Below are 23,236 nucleotides of genomic sequence, written 5' to 3'. Positions count from 1 at the left end.
AAACGTAAAATTCCCATCAAGCACTTGAATCATGTGTTTGATGGGGATTTTGGAGTTTCTGGTGAATAATTCAGGTAGGATTAGCTCTGTAAAACCCGAATCGGGTTTGCGGAGCCAATCCTAGTGTGTTTTTAGCTTAAAAAGCGTTGTAAATTCTGGTAGACCTGGTCCTCCAACTCAACAGGGGCCATGCCACGGAGATTTGCGACGATGCGTAGGCTTTGTCGCAAAATATCCGGGTACTCCTTAACCTGTACGGGCCGGTGTTGGGCCCAGGCCACGGCGGAGAGGCCGTCCGTTTCAATTAATAGCCGGTTCAGTGGAATGGTCTTGGCCAGTTGCGTGACGGCAGGGTCGGTCAGCACGTCCGGGCCAATCGTGAAGTAGCAGTCCAGCCGGATGTAATCAGCTTGATACTCGGGTGAGGCATACCAGTGGATCAGGTAACGGTTGGGGTATTTGCGAATAGCCGTCAGCACCGCGCGCTCGCATCCCTTGGTGTGCAGGATAACTGGCTTGCGGTGGTCGTGGGCAAAATGCAGTTGCGCTTCAAATAACCGGGACTGATCAAGCAGGTTCACGTCGGTCCACACGCTGTCGAGGCCAATTTCCCCCACAATCTGCGTGGCTTCCAGGTAGGGCGTAACTGTGGCCCACCGCAAGTCGGTCGCCTCCCACGGATGAATGCCAAAGCTCAGGGGCTGTTGCGTGCCCACAAGTGTCCGATTGGTTTCCCATTCGGCAGGAGACTGACAATTAATGATTGCCAAAATATGTTCGTCACGCTGCAGCGTTGCTAACTCAGCGTTGCCATCCAAGTGACAATGGGCATCAGATAACAATTTGCTCGCCTCCTTTGGATCACCGCTAGTGTAGCATGGTTCGCACTGCAGTCCCAGTGAACAGCTGGGTTAGCGGGGAGAACTTACTAAGTAGAACAGTCGCGCAAAGTAACGATTTCGGTAGTTTGTAAGGTCACTTATTCAAGAAAAAATTAACCAACCTAGATATTCTGGTTAAAATACTTCCAAGCCTAAATATTAGTCTTTGTATAGTTAAAGATAACATAATTAATAAAATAGGGAATTAAGTTCATTATCTTATTAGTTGTGCACAAGTATAATTGGTGGTTAAACTAGTTATGCTGTATACTTACCCTAACGAGTCGATAATCAGGTGATAATTTTAGTTGTGACACCCTAAGCGCAATCCCGATGAAGGAGGAAATATCGTGTTCAATTTAAATGATGAGAAGCGGCATTATAAGATGTACAAAAAAGGAAAACAGTGGCTGTTGGCGGGAATCGTGACGGCGACACTGACGTGCGGGGGTGTGGTGACGGCATCTGCAGCCACGGAGACGCATGATGATGACCCTGCGTCAGCCGAGAGCGTCGGCACCAGGGAGCCAGACCAGGTGGCCACGCTGCGTAACACCGCGGCCCCGGCGACAAAAGAAACGGCGGTTCAACCAGTTGACGAGCCGGCGGACAATGTGACAGAAGAGGCGGAACTGCCGACCGAAGAATCAGGAACGCTTGAAGCCGACCCCGTTGATGATGACCAGCCGGGACCGGCAACTGAGCCAGTTAATACAGCTAAACCGGATGAGGCGGAGAAACTTGAGACGCCGGCGGACAGTCAACGCAATCAGCCGGCCCCTCAAGCGCCAACGCTAGACCGGAAAGAAGCCGTTGAGAATGATAAAAAACAGGTGACACCAGCGCCAGCAGTCGCCACGCCTGTTGCATTTACGACCGGTTTGGCAGCGGTTCCAGCGGCGCCAGTCGTCGACAATTTTATCGACCAATGGTTGCCAAACCAGACATTACAAAATGAAGTATTATCGGAGTTACAGCAGTTGGGAACCCAAGCCGCCAATGGCCGTCACTGGGACAGCGTGGCTGACATTACCCAAGACGACATGGCGTTAGTCACCTCGTTGTCGGTTTCCGGTGGGGGTAGTTTCCCCGATACCTACATTGATGGCAAGACGCCGTTTTCATTAAAGGGGCTGGAGTATGCCGTTAACCTGAAAAGAATTCATTTCTCAGCAGCACAAAATACGTCGACTATGGTCTTCGGCGACATTGTGGATATTAGTCCGTTAGCGGGATTACGAAAGCTGGAATACGTAGACTTATCGGGGAATCGCATCAGCGACATCACTCCGCTGGCTGGCTTGACGAACATTAAGGAACTTTCCCTGGCTTACAACGGGATCACCGACTTCTCCGTGTTGGCAGGGCGGCAGTTTGACCGACTCACCACGGATTGGCAGTATATCATCTTGCCCACGATACGGGTGAATAGCCAGACACGGACGGCAGATATTTCGCAGTTGTATGTGAATAGTGATGGCCAGGTGGTTACCTGGAGTTCGGGGAATAGCTTTACGATGCCGTACCGAATGCTTAGTAATGGACAGAACGTTAAGAAACTCTTTTACCGTGGTGTGACTTATGACAAAAATTTAAACCCACGTAAAAATGCTGATGGTAGTCTGACATTTACCGGCATTTACGACCAGGAACCGGGGCCGACGACCACTAGCTCAAGCTATACCGTGGAACCACAAAAAAACAAATATTTCTTAATTGGCCAACTGAGTAGAAAAGATGAGGCTACTAATGCCAGTATTGTTATGGCCGCAATCTTCCAACCCTATGAAATTGCCGACGAGGCCGCAACCGTGACCGTCCATTATCAAGATGAGGCGGGAAAGACCTTGCGTGATGATGAGGTGCTACCAACGGGGCTAGTAGGCGATAGCTACGAAACGCATGCTCAGGAGATTACGGGCTACCAGCTGAAAGTGGTGCCAGAAAATGCCACGGGTCTTTATGGCGTGGATCCCATCGATGTAGTCTACGTTTATGAAAAAACAGCGCCGGTTCAACCGCCAGTCGTGACCCCCGTCGCGGAAATTAAAGTGACGGTCCATTATCAATTGGCGGATGGCACACCGGTCGCGGGCGACACGAGCTTCACGGGGAAGACCGGAGAAGCGTATACGACAACGCCACTGGACTTGAGTGACCAGGGTTGGGAACTGATCGGCACTCCAGCAAATGCGAGTGGGACGCTGGGTGAGGCGGATATTGCGGTGGTCTACATTTACCAGGCCAAGGATGCCCCGGGCGAAGAGGGGGCGTCAGGCGATGAGCTGGCCGATGATCCCGTGGACATGACCAACGATGACGCTGTCAACGAGTCCGGTATGGGCGCGGACATTGCTATCAATCGGCCGCGGAAGCAATCCCGGCCGCAAGTCACCTCGGTTGCAAAACCGGCCCGGACTCGGGTCCAACCAGCTGTTAAGCAGTTGACACAGAAACAGAACGAATCAGAACAAGCAACGCTGCCGCAGACCGATGAAGCCCAACTCTCATCGAAAGTAGGTTGGCTAGCGCTGGCGACGTTGGTAGCCGGCCTGGGTGCGGGCTTACTGCGAAAGTGGCATTAAATTTTTAACGGAGACTCGTTTGGTTGGAAAATTAAACGAGTCTTTTTTCTACACATGTTTATAGTTGTAACATTTAAAATTTGGGCTGATTTTCAGCGAAATGTCTGAAATGGTTAAAACGTATTACCTGTAGTGTATACCGCTACACCAACATTCTAACTACAAACTAAATACGGGAATATATCAACTCGATTAACACAAAAATAGCAAAATCGTTTTATATGTTGTCTGGATTTTTAGATGAAAAGACGTTATAATTCATTTGTAAAGGATCTACACCGTTTAGGATAGTAATAGGTCAGATGAATGGGTCATTATGCGAAAAAACTTAATAGCATGTTTTAGAGGGGTGTTATTGATGCTTAATGGGATGAACACGAAGGAACATTATAAGATGTACAAGAAAGGTAAGGCTTGGGTCTTCGCCGGTATCGTTACAGCCACGTTAGCCCTGGGTGTTACCGGTGGCCAGACGGCTCATGCGGATACCACTGGGGATGCGGCTTCGGAACAGGAAAACACTTCTAGTCAGAGCGCATCACCAGCCAAGGAAGTGACGTTGACGCAAAAATCAGCGGCAAATGCAGCTGATACGACGACAGTATCTGACGCCACGAAGACCGATGAACCAGCTAATACGGATGGACAGAACCCGGACACGACTAAGTCTAGCGAAGAAGCTACTGCGAGCGAGGGAAACCCGGACACGACTAAGACCGGTGAGCCCACAAGGACAGGTACGAAGACGACCGTCACACTAACTACGCCGAAAAAAGCGGTGACTGAGACGGTTAAAGCGCCGGCCACAACAACCAAAGATGTAACCGATACCATAAAAGAACCAGCCACGAAGGTCACCACGGCTGTGACGCCGGATATGAAGATTCAGGCACCAACCCAGGCTAAGATGAAACACACTGCCCGGATGATGGCACCGGCTGCACCGACCGTGACGGCGGCCGTCGTGGCAGCCCAACCGGTATCGACAACTGATGAGTCGATTGATCAGTGGATGCCGAATAAGACGTTGCAGAGAGCTGTGTTGGGGACATTGCAGGATGCCATCACCACTGGTAATCAAGCAGTGGTGGACTCTGGAAAGAAATGGAACAGCGTGGACGATATTACCCAGGCTGATATGGCATTGTTGACGAATTTTAGTATTTCAGCGATGGGATTAACCACATACGTTGATGGCAAAAATTCGTTTTCACTTGAGGGCCTGCAGTATGCGATTAATTTGAAAGAGCTTGATATTTCAAATAGTATGAATTGGGCGCCATATATGTTGCGTGGCGACATTACTGACTTGACGCCCCTTGAAAATTTGCAAAACTTGGAGTGGTTAGAATTCACTGGTAATCGTGTATCGGACATTACACCGGTTACTGGATTGAAGAATCTGAAATCACTTAATTTTGCACAGAATAATGTAGCTGACTTTTCTTCCATGAACTTAGCCCAGTATACAAGTTATGAATTTAGGCAACAGTTCGTCGAAAATAAGCCAGTTTATATTCCGAAGACCGGAAGCTATGTCATGGACAATCCAGTGAAGGCGCCTCAAGGGCTGACCTTTACCATGAGCAATGTTGCTAGGCTGGGTGTCCCTATCTCCAACCCGGTTGGTAATAATCCGACGCCGACTGTACGTATTTTTTGGGGTGGGGCAGATACAGTGACGATGGATGGTAATCAACTTAGCTATAAGGGGATTAAAGATCAAATTATGCCGGGGCCAACAGAAAATCCGTTTGATTTCATGTATCCTAACTTGGTTCAAGAAGAGTATACCTATTTCTTAATTACCCTGTTTGATGGTGCTCCAAATGGTGTCGCAAATACGCAGGTTATGATGGTCACACCATATATCCAGGCAGATGCAGCCAAAGATGTAACTGTCAATTACATTGATGAGACAGGTAAGGCTTTAGCGGATCCAGATACATTGACAGGATTTGTGGGGGAAGGCTACACCGCTACGCCTAAGGAATTCGCAGGCTACACGTTGACCACCATCCCAGCCAACGCCACCGGGACCTTCTCTGACACGGCTCAGACAGTTACTTTTGTCTATAAAGAAGCCGTTTCCGCAGTCACTGTTCATTATCAAGATGATCAAGGCGCAACTATCAAGCCTGATGATACTGAAACGGGTAAGGTTGGTGACGCTTACGCGATTGACCATCCGGCAATTTCTGGCTACACCTACAAGGAAACGGTTGGGGATGCCACAGGGACTTATGCGGATACGCCAACGGAGGTTACCTTCATTTACACCAAGGATGCTGTCACACCGCCAATTGTCACACCAACGACGGATGTAACAGTTACTGTCCATTACCAAACGGCCGATGGCACGCAGGTCGCTCCAGATGTAGTCATCACTGGTAAGACTGGTGACGCCTACACAACCAGTCCGGCGACTAACATTCCCGACGGCTACGAACTGGTCACCACACCAGCCAACGCTACCGGGACCATGGGCGACAGTGACATTACTGTTACCTACCTCTACGCTGAGACTGGTGGGGATGGGGATCAAGTGAATCCCGGTCCTGACAAACCAACGACACCGACGAAACCAACCGAGCCAACGACCGAACCCGATAAAGTCACGCCAACGAAGCCGGCTAAACAACCGGCCAAAGGCGGCCAAGCTGATCGTGTTACGACGGGGCAACGGACGCCAGCTAAGGGTGGCACGGCCGCAACCGTTGCTTTAGCCGCAAAGCCTGATGCAAGTGCGCCTTCCGCGAATGCCAAGACTACCTTGCCACAGACGGATGAACACACCATTTCACCACTCTGGGGGCTGGCACTCTTAGGCGGCCTGCTGGGGTTAGTTGGATTCCGTAAGAAACAACGCTAATCATTTTCGAAAATGGACTAGCCAACAAATAGACTAGTCTATTTTTGTACAATTCTTTACACGGCATTAATCGTTTAAACTATACTAGATTTTAGATCGATAATCAGTTATAATAGGGCTTAGTTAGGGATTGCCAATAACACACTAATAACCGATTTCGTAACACAACGGTGCACTGACTACTGGTCAGTAGATTGAGGAGGATTAATGTGCTAAGGACAATTGCGTCAAAACGACAGATGAACATAATGAAACGGGGACGGACGTGGGTGTTTGCCAGTTTGGTGACAGCCACATTAGCCATCGGCACGGATCGAGTAACGGCCCAAGCCGACACGTCCGCGCCACCGGTTGCGCCGACAGCGGCGACGGGGGCGGCAAGTCAAACGGAATCAGAAGTAACATTATCGCCGACGGCAACGCAGCCAACGGATACAGCAACGGCGAGTACGGATGAAGCGACGATTGTTGATGAAAATGAAAGCGATAACACAAGTAATTCTATAGCCGATGAAGTAACCACGGAAACGCTGGCAACAGAATCAACCGACCCAGAGTCAATGGACACGGTAAATTCGGACGTAACAGTCACGGTGGACACCGAGACACCAGCACCCGCCGTCGACACCAAGCCGGTGGCCATTAGCGCGCCTGTAGAATCGAGCCCGCAAGCCGTGACGGGTGCCGCACCGCAACTCAAGGCCGTGAAGCTGGTCAAGGCTGAGGTGACCAAGCCCGCCACGGTAAAATTGGCTCACCAACAAAAGGCAGCAACGATTGACGACTGGATGCCCAACACCACGCTTCAACAGGCGGTGCTTAAGGCCTTACGGGCACAGAACCCGGGGCAAAGCTGGGCGAGTGTCGCAGATATCACACAAGTCGATATGGCGTTGTTAAAGACCCTTTCAATCCAAGCCGGCGCGGGCACCTATATTGATGGCAAGACGGACTTTAAATTGGACGGATTGGAATTTGCCACGAACCTGACCAGCTTTTCTGCTGGAGGGAACTTAAACGGTACGCCGGGGGCTTACTATGGCGATATCGCTGATGTGACACCGCTGGCCGGCCTGGAAAAATTAACGAGTCTGGACCTGCAACACAACCGGATCACGGATGTGACGCCGCTAGCTGGGTTGAAGAATCTACGGACACTGTATTTGGCGTTTAACCGGATTCAAGATTTTTCCGTGCTGAAAGGAAATAATTATCAAACATTTCATGCCGGCTCTCAAGCAGTCGTCTTGGACCCAATCAAGGTGAGCGCCACCAAGCGGTCTGCCCATCTGAAGGTGCAATTTATCACGATTGACGGTAACGTGATTCAGCTGGAACCGGTGGCAGTGCGGATTGCCGATCCCGTCTTTTACAATAACGGCGCCTTCACTTACCGGTTCTACTTCACTGGGGGCACTGGGGTGAGCGATGGTCAGGGCGGTCTGAACTACACGGCACTCAAGGACCAGATTCCGGGGATTACGGAATATCCTGGCGTGACGGTCGATGTGCAGGAAAATAATTATTTTATGACCGGTAAAGCCGAGGGCAATGACGCGTACGGCAGTTATTTGTTCGTGGCCATGCAGGGATATGACATCGCTGAGGAGGCCGCGGCGGTCACGGTCAAGCACCAGGACGAAAATGGCACAGCGCTCGTTGATGACGTCGTCTTACCAGCGGGGATGATTGGCGAGGACTACCAGACGGCGCCAGTGACCATCCCCGGCTACAAGCTGAAGACAACGCCGGCAAACGCCACTGGGAAGTATGGCGCGGACCCCGTTACCGTAATTTACGTGTACGAAAAGGAGGGTGGCGGTACCGTGACGCCGCCCGTGGTGACACCAGTCGAAGACGTGACGATGACGATTGACTACCAGCTGGCTGACGGAACCACAATTGCGGATAGCCAGACGATCAGTGGCCAACCAGGCACGGCGTACACCACCAGTCCGTTGGCGATTGCCGGCTACACGCTGGTTGCCACACCGGACAATGCAACAGGGGTCTTTGGTGACACGGATGGCCGCATTGTTTACGTCTATGAGAAGACGGGTGACGAAACCGATAGCGGTGATGGCGACCAGGTCATTGACGGTGGCGATGGGGATGAGATTACTGACGGCGGGGATGACGTGGTAACCGGTGGCTCAGATGGACCAACGGCTACGGAAAATGGCGGCGCTGGTGATACCATAAGTGGCCGGCCGATTCATACGGAACAAAGCACAATCACCAGTCCCACAGCCTTGCCGCTGACAACCCAGAATGCGACTACCTTACCCCAGACCGATGAGCGCCATACGTCTGCTTGGTGGGGTGTTGCGTTACTGGCAGTGACGGTAGCTGGTGGCTGGTTAGGCAAACGCCGGTGGCTGAAATAGGCAGTTGTAATTGCATACTTGAGAGAACAGGGCAGATGCTCTGTTTTTTTAGATTAATTATAAATATATTGTTACTATGATAAATAATTAATATTATAGTAGTTCTAAGGCTGTTTTTGTCGTATACTAAATAATAACTAATCGCTGACTTGGGTGATAACATAACGCTAAAACAATGGCTATTTGAAATTCGGGGGGATTTTACAATGCGGATTCGACGACACATACGACGGTGGCAAGACAATGATAGTACTGCTAAGTACGGGCTTATGGCGGCGATAACGCTACTGAGTGTTGGGTGGCAATTACAGGCGGCGATTCCAGCCGCAGCAGATCAGGCGCCGGCTAGTGTGGATGATCCGCGACCAGTAGTTTCATTGGCAAAGGGTGAAGTGTCTGCCGATGACGCTGTGCAACCGACGACGGATGATGAGACACAGGAAAAGCCGTTAAAACAAGCCAAAACAGCACTAACGCCGGATACTACCGTCGATCAGCCAGCAATTGCGCGAACGGTGGCTCGGGCGACGCAATCAGCTGTAACGCCGGAAATTAATCATCAACAGCAAACAACGCCTGTTCCTAATGAGACAGCGGTTCAACCAACTGATCCAGTGACTACGCCCGCCGCAGTTGGACCAGTCCCAGCCATTACGGACGACGAGCTACCGACAACGCCGGTTCAAGCATACACGAACGAAACGATTGACCAGTGGATGCCAAATCAGATTTTACGAAAAGCCGTTTGGTTAGCGCTACAAGATACGCACCCAAAGGATGGGAAGACCTGGGCCACCCCAGAAGAAATTACCCAACAAGATATGCAGCGACTTGAGGCTTTGCGTATTACAGGAAACCAGGAATCACATGGCATCAATAGTTATATTGATGGAAAAACTGAATTTTCACTCAAGGGATTAGCCTATGCTGTGAATCTTAAAATAATTTCGTTGGGCGCTGGACTCAATAGTGAGCTTGATACGAGCAAGCCCTTCCAGATCCATGGCGACGTGGTCGATATTTCACCGCTGGCGTATATGCCTGAACTGGAATACGCGGCCTTGGATAATAACCGAATTACAGATATTTCGCCGTTACGTCATCTGCAGCAGTTGGATCGGTTATATTTAACGTTTAATCATATCGCTGATTTTAGTCCGTTAATGGATCATGAATTTCGCGAACTGACAATTACTAGGCAATTGGTGACGTTGCCTGCGATTAAGGTGGACGCCCAGACGCGCAGAGCCCAAATAGCGTCACCCTACATACAGCCGAATGATCCTTGGGCAGTGGCGGGATTGGGAACGATGGCTACTAATTGGTTACGACAGAATATTTCATTTCAACTAACTGAGACGGGACATAGTTGGAATTTTGTTCGGTACCATACCATGCCGGGGACTGACATCGATATGGGTGTGACTGATGATGATTGGGACGTTCTGTATTTTAAAAATATTCCTGATCAGTTGCCAGGTGATTATGGCGGTCTGCAGGTGAATGAGTTCAGTCGCCAGATTGCCTTACCGGATTATTATTATCTGGTGGGGCAGGCTTATCCGGATACGACTGAGTTTAAGACGACCGACGGGGATATCGAATGGTACGTGGTGCAACCCTACACCATTGCCCAAGAGGCGGGTACCATCACGGTCCATTACCAGGATCAAGCAGGACAAACGTTAGCGCCGGATCAGACACTACCGCAGGGGGATGTCGGGGATTCCTACGACACGAGTCAATTAGCGGTGACCATCAAGGGGTATACGCTAATGACACCACCCGACAATGCGGTGGGAACCTACACCGCTGCGCCAATCTCAGTGACGTACGTTTACCGAAAAGATCTAGTGAAGCCAGATACAACCCGGCCGCCAGTACCTGAGGTGCCAGGGGTACGACCGCCAGCTGAAGTTATTCCGCCGGAGATCACCCCGCCAAATCCCGTGACGCCACCAGAGATAACGCCACCGGTTGTGACTGAGCCGACCGAAGTTGTACTGCCGGAGACGCCACCAACTGTTGTGTTGCCAGTACCTACGTCATTGGGTGATGCCGATGGGATTAGCGAGTCACTCAATAGTGATCAGCAATCGCCACAGCAACCAGGACTCTCTCGACCGTTGCCATCACAGAGCCTTAGCCTGCCACAGACCAATGACCAGCAAAGCTCATCTTGGTGGGGTGTAGCATTGTTAGCCATAACGACGGTTGGCGGCTGGCTAGGGAAACGCCGCTGGTCAAAATAGCTGCAGCGATGTACATTTACCAAGAGTCAGTGCAGTGGCTAGCAGGACCACAAAAGAGAATAGAGACCATTGAGCACGCCAGAAATGTTGGGGTGCTCTTTTTCTCGACAAATTTTGACTAAGTAAAGTGGAATAACAAACATAGGGGTAACGAGTTTCGCATAACCACGGTTAAATTCTGGAACGGAACACTACCAATCATACGCTCGGAAATTGGCATGGAGGGGACTGAAAATTAGCCTTAATAAATTAGGTAAAGCCTTTGATGAAACACGAATTAACAGCATCCAAAAGAAATATTTTTCAAGAAAACAAGTGGTCACACAAAATAGTTTTGTTTACTTATAATTAAGCTTGATTTTCTTGCCAAAGGGGATACAATGTAGGTGTAGAAAAGATTACCCACATTAATAGATGTGTAACGTAAAAATATATGACTAGGGCGATTGGGGCACATAAACTTCATAGGGGGAAGTTATCATGCGGAATACATTAAGCACAACCAAAGAGCATTACAAGAGCTACAAGGCAGGCAAACGTTGGCTTTTTGCTTGCATCACGGTGGTCAGTTTAGGCCTCGGCATGGCGGGAGCGGGAACGACAGCTCAAGCCGATGAGACTTCGGCGGATGATGCCGCAACTACTGCAGTTCAACCGGCAAGCAGCAGTTCGCAAGGCCAAGAACAAGTATTGCAGGGGGCACAACAAGTAGAAAAAGCCGATACTGATGTATCCGGTGTTAAGGGTGATGCTGAAGCCGCTAACGGCGCAACCGACGTTAATGATGGTCAGGCAGATAAGGGGTCAGTGAATGATGATACGCCAGCACCGCAAGCAGATTCCGATGTTAATGCAGGTAAGGTAACGTCTGACAATGAAAAAGTAGGGGATCCACAGAAGCAGCTTGAAGGCGACTCCCAACAATCAGAAGATATCACGAATGATGCCAACGAAGCGCCTGCAGAGAAGGTTGCCACAACTGATGGCAAGATTGTGAACGACGATACGCTTGCACAAAAGTCGACGACTCCCGACAGTGACACTGGCAATAAGGTGCAGGGCACGCCAGCCAAGCAGGGGACAGTTAAACTTTCACGGAATAGTTTGGTGAAGTCCGCTACCGCCAGCATTGATGGGGTAGACGCTTCTGTTTGGATGCCCGACGCGAATCTGCGGGCGGCAGTTGAAAAGGAAATCAACATGTCGGGTAATGTTGCTCCGGTGACGGATGCGACTCTCTCTGCTAACCTGAATTCGCTGAATAGCTTGACTCTCAAAACAGCCGATGGTATGCCAACGAGTCTGGAAGGGCTACAGTACTTTACGAACCTAAGTCTTCTTGATGTGAATGGTAATTTGCCAGCTGACGCTTGGATTGACTTCGGGTTTGCCAAGAACTTGAGCATTGTCTACATCATGAATGACACTGGTTTAACCGGCGTTGATTTTCCCACTTTCTTCAAGCAAACGTTTGGCAGCAATTCAAAACTGATGCTCTTGAGCCTGACGTATTCTGGGCTGACCGGTAACCTGCCAGATATCACGAACTATCCTGACTTGAAGTACCTGAGTATTAATAATAATAATTTGACGGGAACCTTGGCAGACTTAGGGAGTTCGACTAGTGTTACGAGCTTGATGTTAGGCTACAACCAAATGACTGGTAACTTGGCCGGCATCGACAACCTGCCTAACGTAACGGCGCTATACGCGGCAAACAACAACCTCTCCGGTGACCTGACCGACTTGAGCAATTACACCGGGACGCTGTATGCGCCAGATAATCATTTAACCTCAGGCGTTCAAAACTTAAAGGGTTACAAACAGGGGCTTTCAACCTTGGACTTCCAATCCGTTACTGGCAAGACCTACACACTGACGCCGAAGAACCGGGAAATTGATCCAGTTGCTGGCGTTATCACGGGTGTGCAAGACGCTACTGGGGCAATTGTCAAAGATGATCCTATGGTGGTCTACAAGCTTGGCACCGCTGGCCAATACTTTACGGTCGTGACCAACAGTGATGGCGGCTTTACCCTGAAGGCCAAGGGAGACGTGCCGGACGGCGATTACACGCTGACGGTCATCAATAAGAAGACCTATGAATATGGCGTCAACCTGACCTTCACCGTTAAAAATGGCGAGGATCCGGCCGACCCAGATACCACCAATCCTGATACGAAAACGCCGGATACCACGACACCGGAGACGCCTAATCCGGATACGACTAACCCTGGTGGCACCACGACCACAACACCTGTGACTACGGTGACAGATGGTGGTGACGCGGACGCAATCGTCGCGCCAGCCGATAATGAATCGACGACAGTCACCCCATTGACCGGTGGTGATGGGGCAACGATCGACACCACGACCCCTGGCACCAAGTCAGCCGGCCAAGCCGACCGGGTGGTTACGGAAACGGCTAAGCAAAATGGGCAACCAGTCAGTTTGATTGCCAAGAACAGTTCACGGATCGTGCGTGGCACTAAGGCGCCGGTGATGGCTCACCAACCAGCCACTGCCAGTCGGCAACTCGCTGCCAAGCAGACTGCCGAAACGACTTTACCACAGACCAATGAGCAGAATAGCGCTGGGTTGATTGCCGCCGGTGTGGCAGTCGCCCTGGCAACTTTGGGGATGGGCATCAAGACCCGTCACAATTAACAAAGCGGATGTTAGAAAGTAAATGACCCCAAATAGAAAACGGACCCACCAAGCGATTTGTAATGACGAAGCGCTTGATGGGTCCGCTTGTCTGTAAAAGGGGTAGGTAATCTTGTTTTCGTTAGACCAATTCTAGCCGAATTCATCAATGTGGTAAATTGACGTTTAACTGTTCAATTGTTAGTAAAAATAATTTTCAAATTGTGTTGATTGTTGTCGCCAGGAGGACGAAAATAGGGATGTAGTCTGATTGGAAAGGTAGGGATTTAATCAATATGGAAACGAAACGGACGCACTTTAAAATGTACAAGAGTGGCCGTCGCTGGGTCTTTGCTTGTGCAGTGTTATTAGTTACGTTGGGCGCGGGGAGTACAGTGACTGCCAACGCTGACGTTGCGGGGACCGAATCCAGCAGCAGCTCACTGGTCAGTGGGGAAAGTTCAACTGATGCCAGTTCTGCTAGCAGCTCGTCTGCCAGTGACTCTTCCACGGCTGCCGCTTCTACGACTAGTGAAAGTAGCGAAACGTCAAGCCAATCGCGTGAATCGAGCCAACCTAATGAGTCGCACACGAGTGACGCTGACGTGCAATCGAGCCAGGCGAAGAAGACGACTAGCGTCAAAGCAGCGACACCAGTCACCAAGGCGTCAGCTGCCAAGACGGTCAAAGTCAACGCTAGTCTGAAGCAATCCATCAAAGCCACGGTGAAAAAAGGCACGGCGCCAAAACGCTACGTGCACACGAGTTTAACCGCCGCTGCTAAGGCGGCCGCTAGTACCAAGAGCGCACAATCCATCAGCAATTTACTACATAAGCTGGCAGGAACCAACGCCACGGCCGCTGCAGTGACCCCCTATGCCGACACGGGTATTCAAGCCGGCGGGAGTGTCTACGATGATTATCCTGATTTGAACAACATCTTGGGCGTCTCCTCCGTGTTCCACATTTTCGCGCGGGAAGCCGAGTTGAATGCGCATACGAACGGCAATATCGCGGTCCAGAACCTGATTGGGAACGTCAACTTTGGGACCAACATCATCGAAGAATTGTTGGACAAGGATATTTCGTACATCCAAAATATCACGAACATCGCCAACAGTTCCTTCGTTTCCGGTGGTGATAGTCGGGAAAACAAGGTGGTCTTTGGTGAAGGTATCACGATCGATATCAGTAACCCGAACCGCCCAATGGTCAACGGCGAATACATTGACCATTTGTTGGCCAGTGAAGTCTACCAAGACCAAAACGGCCAGACGTATATTGACTTCGATGCCGAGTTTGCCAAATTAAAGGCCTTGAACGAAGCCTTGGCCAACCAACCCAGTGAAGCCACTTACAGCAATAGTGATTTTGACGATCAAAACAATCGGGTCATCGACATTAGCAACATGACGCCGAATGACAAGAACCAAATCGTGATCAACTTGACGCCAGACGTCTTGAACGGCAATACGCCATTGACGATTTCCGGGTTGTCACCGGACGCTGACGGGACGACGGTCATCATTAACGTGGATACCGGTACTGATGCGGATTACGACATTAACTCGCAGATCAAGATTATTTACAGTGACGGGTCCGAACGGGACAACCACGAAACCGAAGACTTTGGGGACAACCATTTGCTGTGGAACTTTTACAACAGTGGTGCCAGTGATAAGCAATACACCGGTACGTTAGACTTCAAGCGGCCGTTCCAAGGAAGTATCTTAGCGCCTTCCGCAACCGTGGTTGCCAGCGCAAATATTGATGGCAACATCATTGCGGATAAGGTCATTGTCAATGCGGAAACCCACCGCTGGGATCTGCAAGACAACAAAGACAATGAAGAAGACGTCGATGACGAGGACGAAAATGACTTTGAAATTCCTGTTCACCCTGGCATCGAAGTTCCTGGGATTCCGGATACGGAAGAACCTGACACGGAAAATCCAGGAACTGAAACGCCTGGTACCGAGGAACCCGACACGGAAGATCCTGACGTTGAAGAACCCGAGGACAACGGTGGCGATGAGGACTTGACCTATGAACACGAGCATCCTGACTACACTGAAGAGGAAGCAGCGGACTTCGAAGATGATTTGATCAACTTTGAAGAAGAGAACAACGTTGCTGGCGAAGAAGCCTTGTTGAACAAGGTGGACGCCGCCATTGCTGCTGCGCGGGCCAAGGGGGATACCCAACTGGTTGCTCAGCTTGAATCCGTTCGGAGTAACATCCTGCGAGCGCTAGGCTTGAGTGATGGCCTGCCACAGACCGGTGAAGCTAATGATAGTTGGTTAAGCGCCGTCGGGTTCGTCCTGGCTGGGACCTTACTGGCTACCGGAGTTGCCGTTGACCGGAAGCGTCGGTATTAACCCACTACTAGTACTAACGAAATCCAATCGAAATTTGTAACCCCCTAATTGGCGGGAAAAATGAACGATTGGCGATAAACGTTGGTTTAGCAGCGTTTGAAGTGAAAAAGTTTTTTAAAAAAATGACCTTGGCGGACCACATTTCAGTGGCTCACCAAGGTCATTTTGTGCTTAAAAGAGCATGCGCAGCCCCATGAAAATCAGCAGGACGCCCATAAATGGTTTGACGTAGTAGTTCAATTTGGCGGGGTCCACGTGCATCAACAGGCGAGGTGCACACAATGCCCCGACGACAGCACCAATCATCAGCCAGGTGCCGACCTGCCAGTCGATGTTGTTGGCTGACAAGTGGAAGAGCAGGCCGACCAGCGAGGTACCGACCAGCACGTAAGAGGAGGTCGCCGCGGCCGGAAGCATGTCCAGCCCCAACACCAGCAGGCCAGCGATGATGGGCCCGCCACCGCTCAGGCCTGCGACCCCCACCATGATACCGCTCAAAAGGCCGTAGATGGCGGCTTGAGCGCTTTGATGACGGGGCGCCTTGGCGTGGGTCATGAGGAACCGCTTGACCAGGACTTGAATCCCCAATCCGGTCAGGATAATGGCGACAATCCAGGTGTAGATGTCGTTAGGAATGTACGGCGCCAGCAACGCCCCGACGACGGTGGCGGGGATGGCAGTCAGCAGCATTTGATTCCCGACCTTGAAATGAATCTGGCCCGTTCGATAGTGACCGTAAGCACCGACTACCAGTGAGGGAAACGCCGTGAACAGGGATGTGGAGGCCGCAACGGCGGGCGCTAACCCGAAGATGCTGGTCAGTAGACCCAAGTAGATGGCCGCACCGCCACCCCCGGTCGAAATGACCAACAGGCCAACTAAAAACCCGATTATTAGAAAGACTAACCACATCATTTATCCAATCGTCTCCTTATCGACTAATTCTGTTAATCAGTTTACCGGTTACAGCACGACTCGTCAATTTGCTGGGGGATTTGGTCATCTTGTTGTATCATGGCAAGTAAAGAGCGGAGGTTCGATGAATATGAAATTAGCACAGCAACGGCTGCTCATTGTCGGCGGCACGTCCGGCTTCGGCGAAACGGTGGCCCAACAAGCGTTAGCGGCCGGCGCGACGGTTCACGTGATTGGCCACAGCCAGGCCCACGTGGATGCGGCGCTGGAACGGCTCCAGGCAAAGGCCCCAGTCGTGATTGGGACCGCCTTGGACGCCCAAGACGCGGATCAGTTAGGCGTTTTCTTTTCCTGTCAGCCCAAGTTTGACCACGTCCTGTCGTTTTTAGGCGGCGCCATGGGTGGCGGTTTCTTGGACAATGATGTGGCCACGATTCGGCAGGCAATTGAGGATAAATTTTTTGCCAACCTCGAACTGGCCAAGGCAGCGGTCGGGCATTTGAATCCACACGGCTCACTGATCTTCACGTCCGGTGCCGGTGGTCATCCCGACGATGCGTCGGGCGCCATCATTGGCAACCAGGCCATCAACACCATGGTTGCCGGACTAGCGGTTGAGCTTGCCCCGGACTTCCGGGTCAACGCGGTGGCCCCAACCTGGACGCCCACCGGCCTCTGGCGTAAGCTGACGATGCAACAGGTAGAACAACAGGCCCACGACTTCGCTCAGGGCGTGCCGCTAAAGCGCGTGGCAACGAAGGCGGAAGTGGCCTCAGCCTATTTATATTTGATGCAAAATGATTTCGTGACCGGCCAAGTGCTCCACGTGGATGGTGGGGTCGATTTGGGCGTGCGGTAATTTTGTGGGGGGATGTCTGGTTGGGGCGTCTCCCTTTTTGTATTTTCCATCAACAATTTTGAAATAAGGCGTCGAATAATCTCTGTTTTCTTAAGTAAAGGACAAATTTAATTTCTTAAAAATACCTATATAACAGCAATATTAAATGATTGTATCGATTTTTACTGTGATTGTATCTTGTCAATGTTACGATTGAAAAAAGTATGCTACAATCGTTCTTGGAGGTGGTGTTAATTGGGCAATCTTGATAAACAGATAGAACGGATTCGTCAGGGAACGGGGCTTCCAATAACGGTAGCAAAAGAAGTTCCGACGTCTTCGTTAACGCTTAGTCGATCCGACCAACGAAATACCGAAGCGGCCTTGTGTGAAATTTTTGATAAGCGAATCCTTTTAATCTCCTATGATGGGAGTATCGAGTTCCGACCATTAGCAATCGTCAGAATGATTAAAAAAAGCAGTGCAATTGAACTAGATTCAATCGTCGTTCTTAAACCACAGCTGTCGGTCCGTGAACGTAAGGCATATTTGAGCAACGCTGTTCCTTTTATAACGTCTGATGGTGAAATGTTTTTACCTTTCATGGGTACACGCCTTCAACCAGGTATCGTATCTACGTCAGGAAAATCTTTACGTGAAACTTTTTCTCCATTGGAACAACGGTTAGCGTTAGCGATATTGTTTGCGCAACTTATTTTTGAACGTCGTGGCCGTACGAGCGGTCTGCCTGAGATGAAGCCATTTTACGTTGACCATGATCTTTTCTGTATGTTTGGCGGTCAACGCTTTATGACAACGATTGGTAAGAAGGTCGGTATTACAAATCGAACAACATTTGCCCGCGCCACCACTCAGCTGGTTGAAAGGGGATTGCTGAAATTTAAGGGAGAGACTAAGGATAGAATTTATTCATGTCAACTTAATAGTAGAAAGTTCTTCAGAGCCATTGAACCGTATTTAGCCACCCCAATTCAGGCCTCTGGAGGGGTATTGGTCGATTTTGACCCGATGAACTTACCGTTGGTTAAACCATTGTATAATGAGTTAACCGGGCTAGCCAAAGTAACTATGGTCAGTAGTGAAAGTGGTATAGAGTCACTTGTGGTTAACCGAGCCGGACGTCAAGCACTGGATTATCTAATGGATAATGTTGATGAAAATTCAGAGCCAGTCTGTAAGCTCCAGGTATCCAAATATGATCTCGTAGGGTTTAACGAGCTAGTTAGGCAAATTATAGACTATCCAGAAGATGTTGTAGATCCTGTTCATCTATACACGTTGTTTAAGGATGTACCAGATGAACGCGTACAGGGAGAAGCTGAAGAACTAGTTGATCGGCTTTGGAATGGGGACTAAATTGAAATTTGATAAATTTTTTGATTATTTTAAAGAGTACGAGGATTGTTACGTTATTATCGGTGGGAATGCCACGGCCTTCTGGCTAGAACAAGATCAGCAAGTTTTTCGGGCAACTAAGGATTACGATATGGTTGTCATTTTTGAAAATACTACTGATGATTTTGCCAAAGAATTCAGTGAGTTTATATTAGAGAATGGTTATTTACGTTGTGAAGTTGGTGGGGACGAGGACAAGAAGAAAGTTTACTACCGATATAGGCTAGATTCTGAGCACCAAGTGAAAGATGTGCCGAAAGAAATTGAATTATTCTCGAGAAAACCAATGAACTATTTGCTTGATACGCCAACAGAAACGACGCCATTACACTATGAAGATGGTCCCAGTTTGTCGGCCATTATTTTAGACGACGATTACTATCTGTTGCTCAAAGAATGTCAGGAGAAAATTGGCAATGTTTCGGTGCTAAGTATTCCTGGTTTAATTTACTTTAAGGCTAAGGCACATCTGGACGTTCGCCAACGGATCCAAAGCGGTAAAAAGATTACCCATCGGGCTGATAAAATAAAACACTTTAAGGATGTTTGTCTGCTATGCTCGCTTTTAAGCAGTGAAAATGATAGCATCGGGGAGATTCCCGAGTCTTGTCAGAGTGATCTAAAAGCGTTTATACAAATCGTTGAGGCGGAACCGAATAAGATCTTTAAGCAACGGTTTAGGTCAAATAGAGACTTTGATCTTAGTCAGAGCGATGTACTAGATGCGCTGAACTCACTTTTACCCAATTAAAGCTATGGAACTTGAGGTGTTCATCAAACTGGTTCAGTTCGTTCAAGATATTTTCGCCATGATATCCTGGTCCTGGCAGCCTCTGAAACGTGCTCCGCGAACCAGACTCCTGCGCTTAGAAAAATAAGGTGCCCCTATTCGGCTTTGCCGAACAGGAGCACCTTATTCCTCTAATGCTCAGAGTCTGAGCGGTTCGCTCCGCACTCTTTAATAACTAGTCCACCCGCCATCAACCGGTACAACTGTCCCGTTGACGTAACTGGATGCGTCCGAGCAGAGGAACAGTGCCGTTTGGGCGATTTCGTCGCCGGTTCCTGGTTCTGGTGAGAGCGGCATGCCAACGCTTTGGCGTTCCATGCCTTCCTTGTCGATTCCCTTCATGGTGTCGACGATGTTGGTCTTGATACCACCCGGTGCGATGGCGTTGGTCCGGATACCCACGTTTTCGTACATGTAGGCGGTGTTCTTGGTCAAGCCGACCACCGCATGCTTGGAGGCCGTGTAAGCCGCACCGGCCCGGCCGCCACCAATACCGCCAACGGAGGCGATGTTTAGGATGACGCCAGATTTCTGTTTGGTGAAGAGCTTTAAGGCCTCCCGCGTTGCCAGCATGACGCTGGTCGTGTTGACCGTCATAACGCGGTCCCACAACTCGTTGGTCAGTGTCCCGACTGGCGCCATGTTATCCATGATACCGGCGTTGTTGACCAAAATATCCAGCTGACCAAAGTTATCGACGGCCGCTTGGACCATCGCAACAACGTCAGCTTCCTTGGTAACGTTGGTGACCGCAGCCACGGCGGTATTACCCGCATCAGTGATGGCCTTAACCACTTCATTCAAACGCGCTTCGTTGATATCGGCTGCCACGACTTTGGCGCCTTCCTTGGCAAACAATTCTGCCATGGACTTACCCATACCAGAGCCGGCACCCGTGATGATAGCCACTTTTCCTGCTAATTGTTGACCCACGTTACTCACTCCTTAGTAAAAATGTTTTAGGCTTAATTACCTTGGCTCTATTATATCCTTTTGCTTAATAGAAAGCGCCCAATATGCTGGGTGTTGGGTCGAAATGTTTGACGATGTGTGCAGTTCATGTAACAATAAAAGTAACATCAAAACAACAAGGGAGTTTTGCCACATGAAATACGTGATCACTGGCGCGACTGGCCATTTAGGCAGCCAAATCGTCGACGAATTAGCACAACGGGTACCGGCCGCCGAAATAACGCTGGGGGTACACACCCCGGCTAAGGCGCAGGTGTTTGCCCAGCAGGGAATGACCGTCTTACCGCTGGACTACCGGGATGCCACGAGCATTGTTGCCAGCCTGCAGGATGCGGACGTCGCCATTTATGTGCCCAGCAAGAGTCATGACAGCTTCAGTCGGGTCACGGAATTTGAAAACGTGATTGGGGCCGCCCAACAAGCTAACGTCAAGCACCTGATTGTGATGGGCTTCATCGCCGACCAGGCTGACAATCCGTTTGACCTGTCCGCCTTCTACGGGTATGTGCCCCGGCGGTTAGCGGGGAGTGGACTCTCCTATACGATCTTGCGAAACGCACTGTACGCTGATCCGTTGGTTCCGTACTTGCCGGAGCTAATTGAGCGCCACAATGTGATCTACCCACTGGGCGACGCGTCATTGAGCTTCATCAGTTTGGCCGACAGTGCGGCCGCCTTTGCCCAGATTGCCGTCACGCCGCGGCTGTGGACGCAACCCGTTTACACGCTGACGCAGGAACGTTCTTACACCATGCCGGCGTTGGCCCAGGTACTGAGTCAGGTATCAGGCGAGCAAATTGGCTATGCACCGGTCACCTTGACGCAATTTGCTACGATGTATGACGAAGGCCACGAGGGGCACATGCTAGCGTCGATGTATGCCGGTGGGGCCAAGGGCCTGCTGGCGACGGTCACGGATGATTACCGCAAAATTATGGGACATCCGGCCCAAAGTCTCCCTGACTTCTTGACGGCGGCACTTGCAGACAAAAGTTAAGCGGGTATAATGGTTCGATGAATACTGGTAAAGGGGGCCTGTCCGTGCGCTACTCGCATAAATTAAGTGATGCTGTGCACATCTTAGCGTATATTGATATTTGTCATGACGGTGATTTGTCGAGTACGGCGATTGCGGCCAGTGTTGAGTCGAACCCAGCACTGGTCCGGCGATTGATGGGGGCCCTGCGACGGGGTGGCTTATTGGCGACCCAGCAAGGTTCGGCGACGCCTAAATTGGCCCGGCAACCGGCCGCCATCACCCTCTTTGATATTTACCAAGCGGTCGAAGGCGACGGTAACCTGCTACACGTCGATGACAAAACTAATCCGCACTGTATCGTGGGTGGCAACATTCAAGATACCTTGCGGGTGGCCTACGCGGAGGTCCAATCCGCGGCCGAAACGCAAATGAAAGCCATCACACTCGCCCGGTTAATTGGCGATATCTTGACTCGTGAACGGGCGAAACAAGGGCCGGCTGGCAATTAGGCTGCTTGGCCTGGTGATAATGGTTAAAGCAGCTATTTTTGAGAAATATTTTTACGAACAACCCCCCTGACCGGCGCAATCTACCAGTCAGGGGGGGTGTTCGTCTGCAAATTTGGGAGAGATGAATCAGGTAGCCAGTCACACTGAGGGGAGTGAGATTGGGGAGAGCATTTTTAAGTTTAGGGGATAGTCATGCCGGTCAGTGTTTGGGGGAGGCTGCCCTGTAGCGGACTAAGGGATTGGGCTTACTTGAGTTGACCGTCGTGGTGTTGCTGGTCGAGATTCAGTGCGCTGGCGTCGACCGCTGTTTGGACCTGACTAGAGATCTGGGTGGTCGTGACCCGCTTGTGTAGCTTGATGGTCATTGGCCGAATCTCGGGTTGGGCCTGCTTCTTTAAGGTCACGGTCGTTTGGGCTGCGGCTGGGGCCGGCGTCGTGGTCGTCGTTGCGGCAGAAGCCCCCGCGGACGTAGCCAGTAAGGTCGTCACCGTCATTGCACCCAGCATTACTTTAGTCATCATCGTTTTTAAGTTTGTCATGGTAACCACTCCTCAAGTTGTTTGTCGTTTCGCTTTCGATATATTAGTTATACCACCGGCCGGTACGACAAGCTTGAAGGCAGGTTAAACTTAACCTGTGAATTTCTTAGGTTGGGCTTAGAAAGCGTTGAGAATGCTGAAATGACGGCAATTCCGAGGCAAATATCAGTCGCCTGCGGCTGCCAGGGGTTCCGCCTGCTATGGGGGACGGCTTCAGCCTGAGGAGCGGTCTTCCAGCTCGCTTGGAAGCCTGGCAAAGCCCGCCAGTCTCCCAAGT

15 protein-coding genes are annotated in these 23,236 nt (G+C 50.4%); 11 read left to right on the top strand and 4 right to left on the bottom strand.

Annotation, left to right across the window (positions count from 1 at the left end; all coding sequences use genetic code 11):
* Positions 1-131 precede the first annotated feature (131 nt).
* Positions 132-842: a TatD family hydrolase gene (locus tag NGM66_RS08080; RefSeq protein WP_208907617.1), complete on the bottom strand. Its 711-nt coding sequence runs from the start codon at positions 840-842 to the stop codon at positions 132-134.
* 389 nt (positions 843-1,231) lie between these two features.
* Here NGM66_RS08080 and NGM66_RS08075 point away from each other — a divergent pair, with 389 nt between their 5' ends.
* The 6 genes from NGM66_RS08075 to NGM66_RS08050 all read left to right on the top strand — a co-directional run bounded on the left by NGM66_RS08075 (position 1,232) and on the right by NGM66_RS08050 (position 16,001).
* Entirely contained in the window at positions 1,232-3,466 is a 2,235-nt protein-coding gene (locus tag NGM66_RS08075) for a MucBP domain-containing protein (protein ID WP_258115536.1), read from the top strand.
* A gap of 358 nt (positions 3,467-3,824) precedes the next feature.
* Positions 3,825-6,338, top strand: a complete 2,514-nt coding sequence (locus NGM66_RS08070) for a MucBP domain-containing protein (RefSeq protein WP_208907619.1) — start codon at positions 3,825-3,827, stop codon at positions 6,336-6,338.
* Between the two features lie 248 nt (positions 6,339-6,586).
* A complete protein-coding gene (locus NGM66_RS08065) occupies positions 6,587-8,725 on the top strand; it encodes a MucBP domain-containing protein (RefSeq protein ID WP_258115535.1) in 2,139 nt (712 codons plus the stop codon).
* Between the two features lie 206 nt (positions 8,726-8,931).
* Entirely contained in the window at positions 8,932-10,977 is a 2,046-nt protein-coding gene (locus NGM66_RS08060; RefSeq protein ID WP_208907621.1) for a MucBP domain-containing protein, read from the top strand.
* 480 nt (positions 10,978-11,457) lie between these two features.
* A complete protein-coding gene (locus NGM66_RS08055) occupies positions 11,458-13,644 on the top strand; it encodes a KxYKxGKxW signal peptide domain-containing protein (protein WP_208910965.1) in 2,187 nt (728 codons plus the stop codon).
* A gap of 275 nt (positions 13,645-13,919) precedes the next feature.
* Entirely contained in the window at positions 13,920-16,001 is a 2,082-nt protein-coding gene (locus NGM66_RS08050; protein WP_208907622.1) for a collagen-binding domain-containing protein, read from the top strand.
* 171 nt (positions 16,002-16,172) lie between these two features.
* Here NGM66_RS08050 and NGM66_RS08045 read toward each other — a convergent pair whose 3' ends face one another.
* The gene (locus tag NGM66_RS08045; protein WP_208907623.1) at positions 16,173-16,916 is read right to left on the bottom strand and encodes a sulfite exporter TauE/SafE family protein; all 744 of its coding nucleotides are present in this window, start codon (positions 16,914-16,916) and stop codon (positions 16,173-16,175) included.
* A 124-nt stretch (positions 16,917-17,040) separates the two neighbouring features.
* Here NGM66_RS08045 and NGM66_RS08040 point away from each other — a divergent pair, with 124 nt between their 5' ends.
* From NGM66_RS08040 to NGM66_RS08030, 3 genes are all read left to right on the top strand, one after another.
* Entirely contained in the window at positions 17,041-17,775 is a 735-nt protein-coding gene (locus NGM66_RS08040) for an SDR family oxidoreductase (RefSeq protein ID WP_208907624.1), read from the top strand.
* 234 nt (positions 17,776-18,009) lie between these two features.
* Complete coding sequence (locus NGM66_RS08035; protein ID WP_208907625.1) at positions 18,010-19,131, top strand: hypothetical protein; 1,122 nt, start codon at positions 18,010-18,012, stop codon at positions 19,129-19,131.
* Position 19,132: 1 nt separating this feature from the next.
* Positions 19,133-19,921, top strand: coding sequence for a hypothetical protein (locus tag NGM66_RS08030; protein ID WP_208907626.1), 789 nt, complete (start codon positions 19,133-19,135; stop codon positions 19,919-19,921).
* A 207-nt stretch (positions 19,922-20,128) separates the two neighbouring features.
* Here the strand turns inward: NGM66_RS08030 and NGM66_RS08025 are convergent, their stop codons facing one another.
* Complete coding sequence (locus tag NGM66_RS08025) at positions 20,129-20,893, bottom strand: glucose 1-dehydrogenase (RefSeq protein ID WP_208907627.1); 765 nt, start codon at positions 20,891-20,893, stop codon at positions 20,129-20,131.
* A gap of 172 nt (positions 20,894-21,065) precedes the next feature.
* On the opposite strand from NGM66_RS08025, the gene NGM66_RS08020 reads away from it, so the two are divergent.
* Together NGM66_RS08020 and NGM66_RS08015 are read left to right on the top strand one after the other, a co-directional pair.
* Positions 21,066-21,929, top strand: a complete 864-nt coding sequence (locus NGM66_RS08020; protein WP_208907628.1) for an SDR family oxidoreductase — start codon at positions 21,066-21,068, stop codon at positions 21,927-21,929.
* Between the two features lie 44 nt (positions 21,930-21,973).
* A complete protein-coding gene (locus NGM66_RS08015; protein ID WP_208910966.1) occupies positions 21,974-22,420 on the top strand; it encodes an Rrf2 family transcriptional regulator in 447 nt (148 codons plus the stop codon).
* Between the two features lie 245 nt (positions 22,421-22,665).
* Here the strand turns inward: NGM66_RS08015 and NGM66_RS08010 are convergent, their stop codons facing one another.
* Positions 22,666-22,959, bottom strand: coding sequence for a hypothetical protein (locus NGM66_RS08010; RefSeq protein WP_208907629.1), 294 nt, complete (start codon positions 22,957-22,959; stop codon positions 22,666-22,668).
* Positions 22,960-23,236: the final 277 nt, after the last annotated feature.

The organism is Levilactobacillus yiduensis (assembly GCF_024718525.1).
GTDB classification, from domain to species: domain Bacteria; phylum Bacillota; class Bacilli; order Lactobacillales; family Lactobacillaceae; genus Levilactobacillus; species Levilactobacillus yiduensis.
This window is presented reverse-complemented; position numbering and strand designations above follow the sequence as displayed.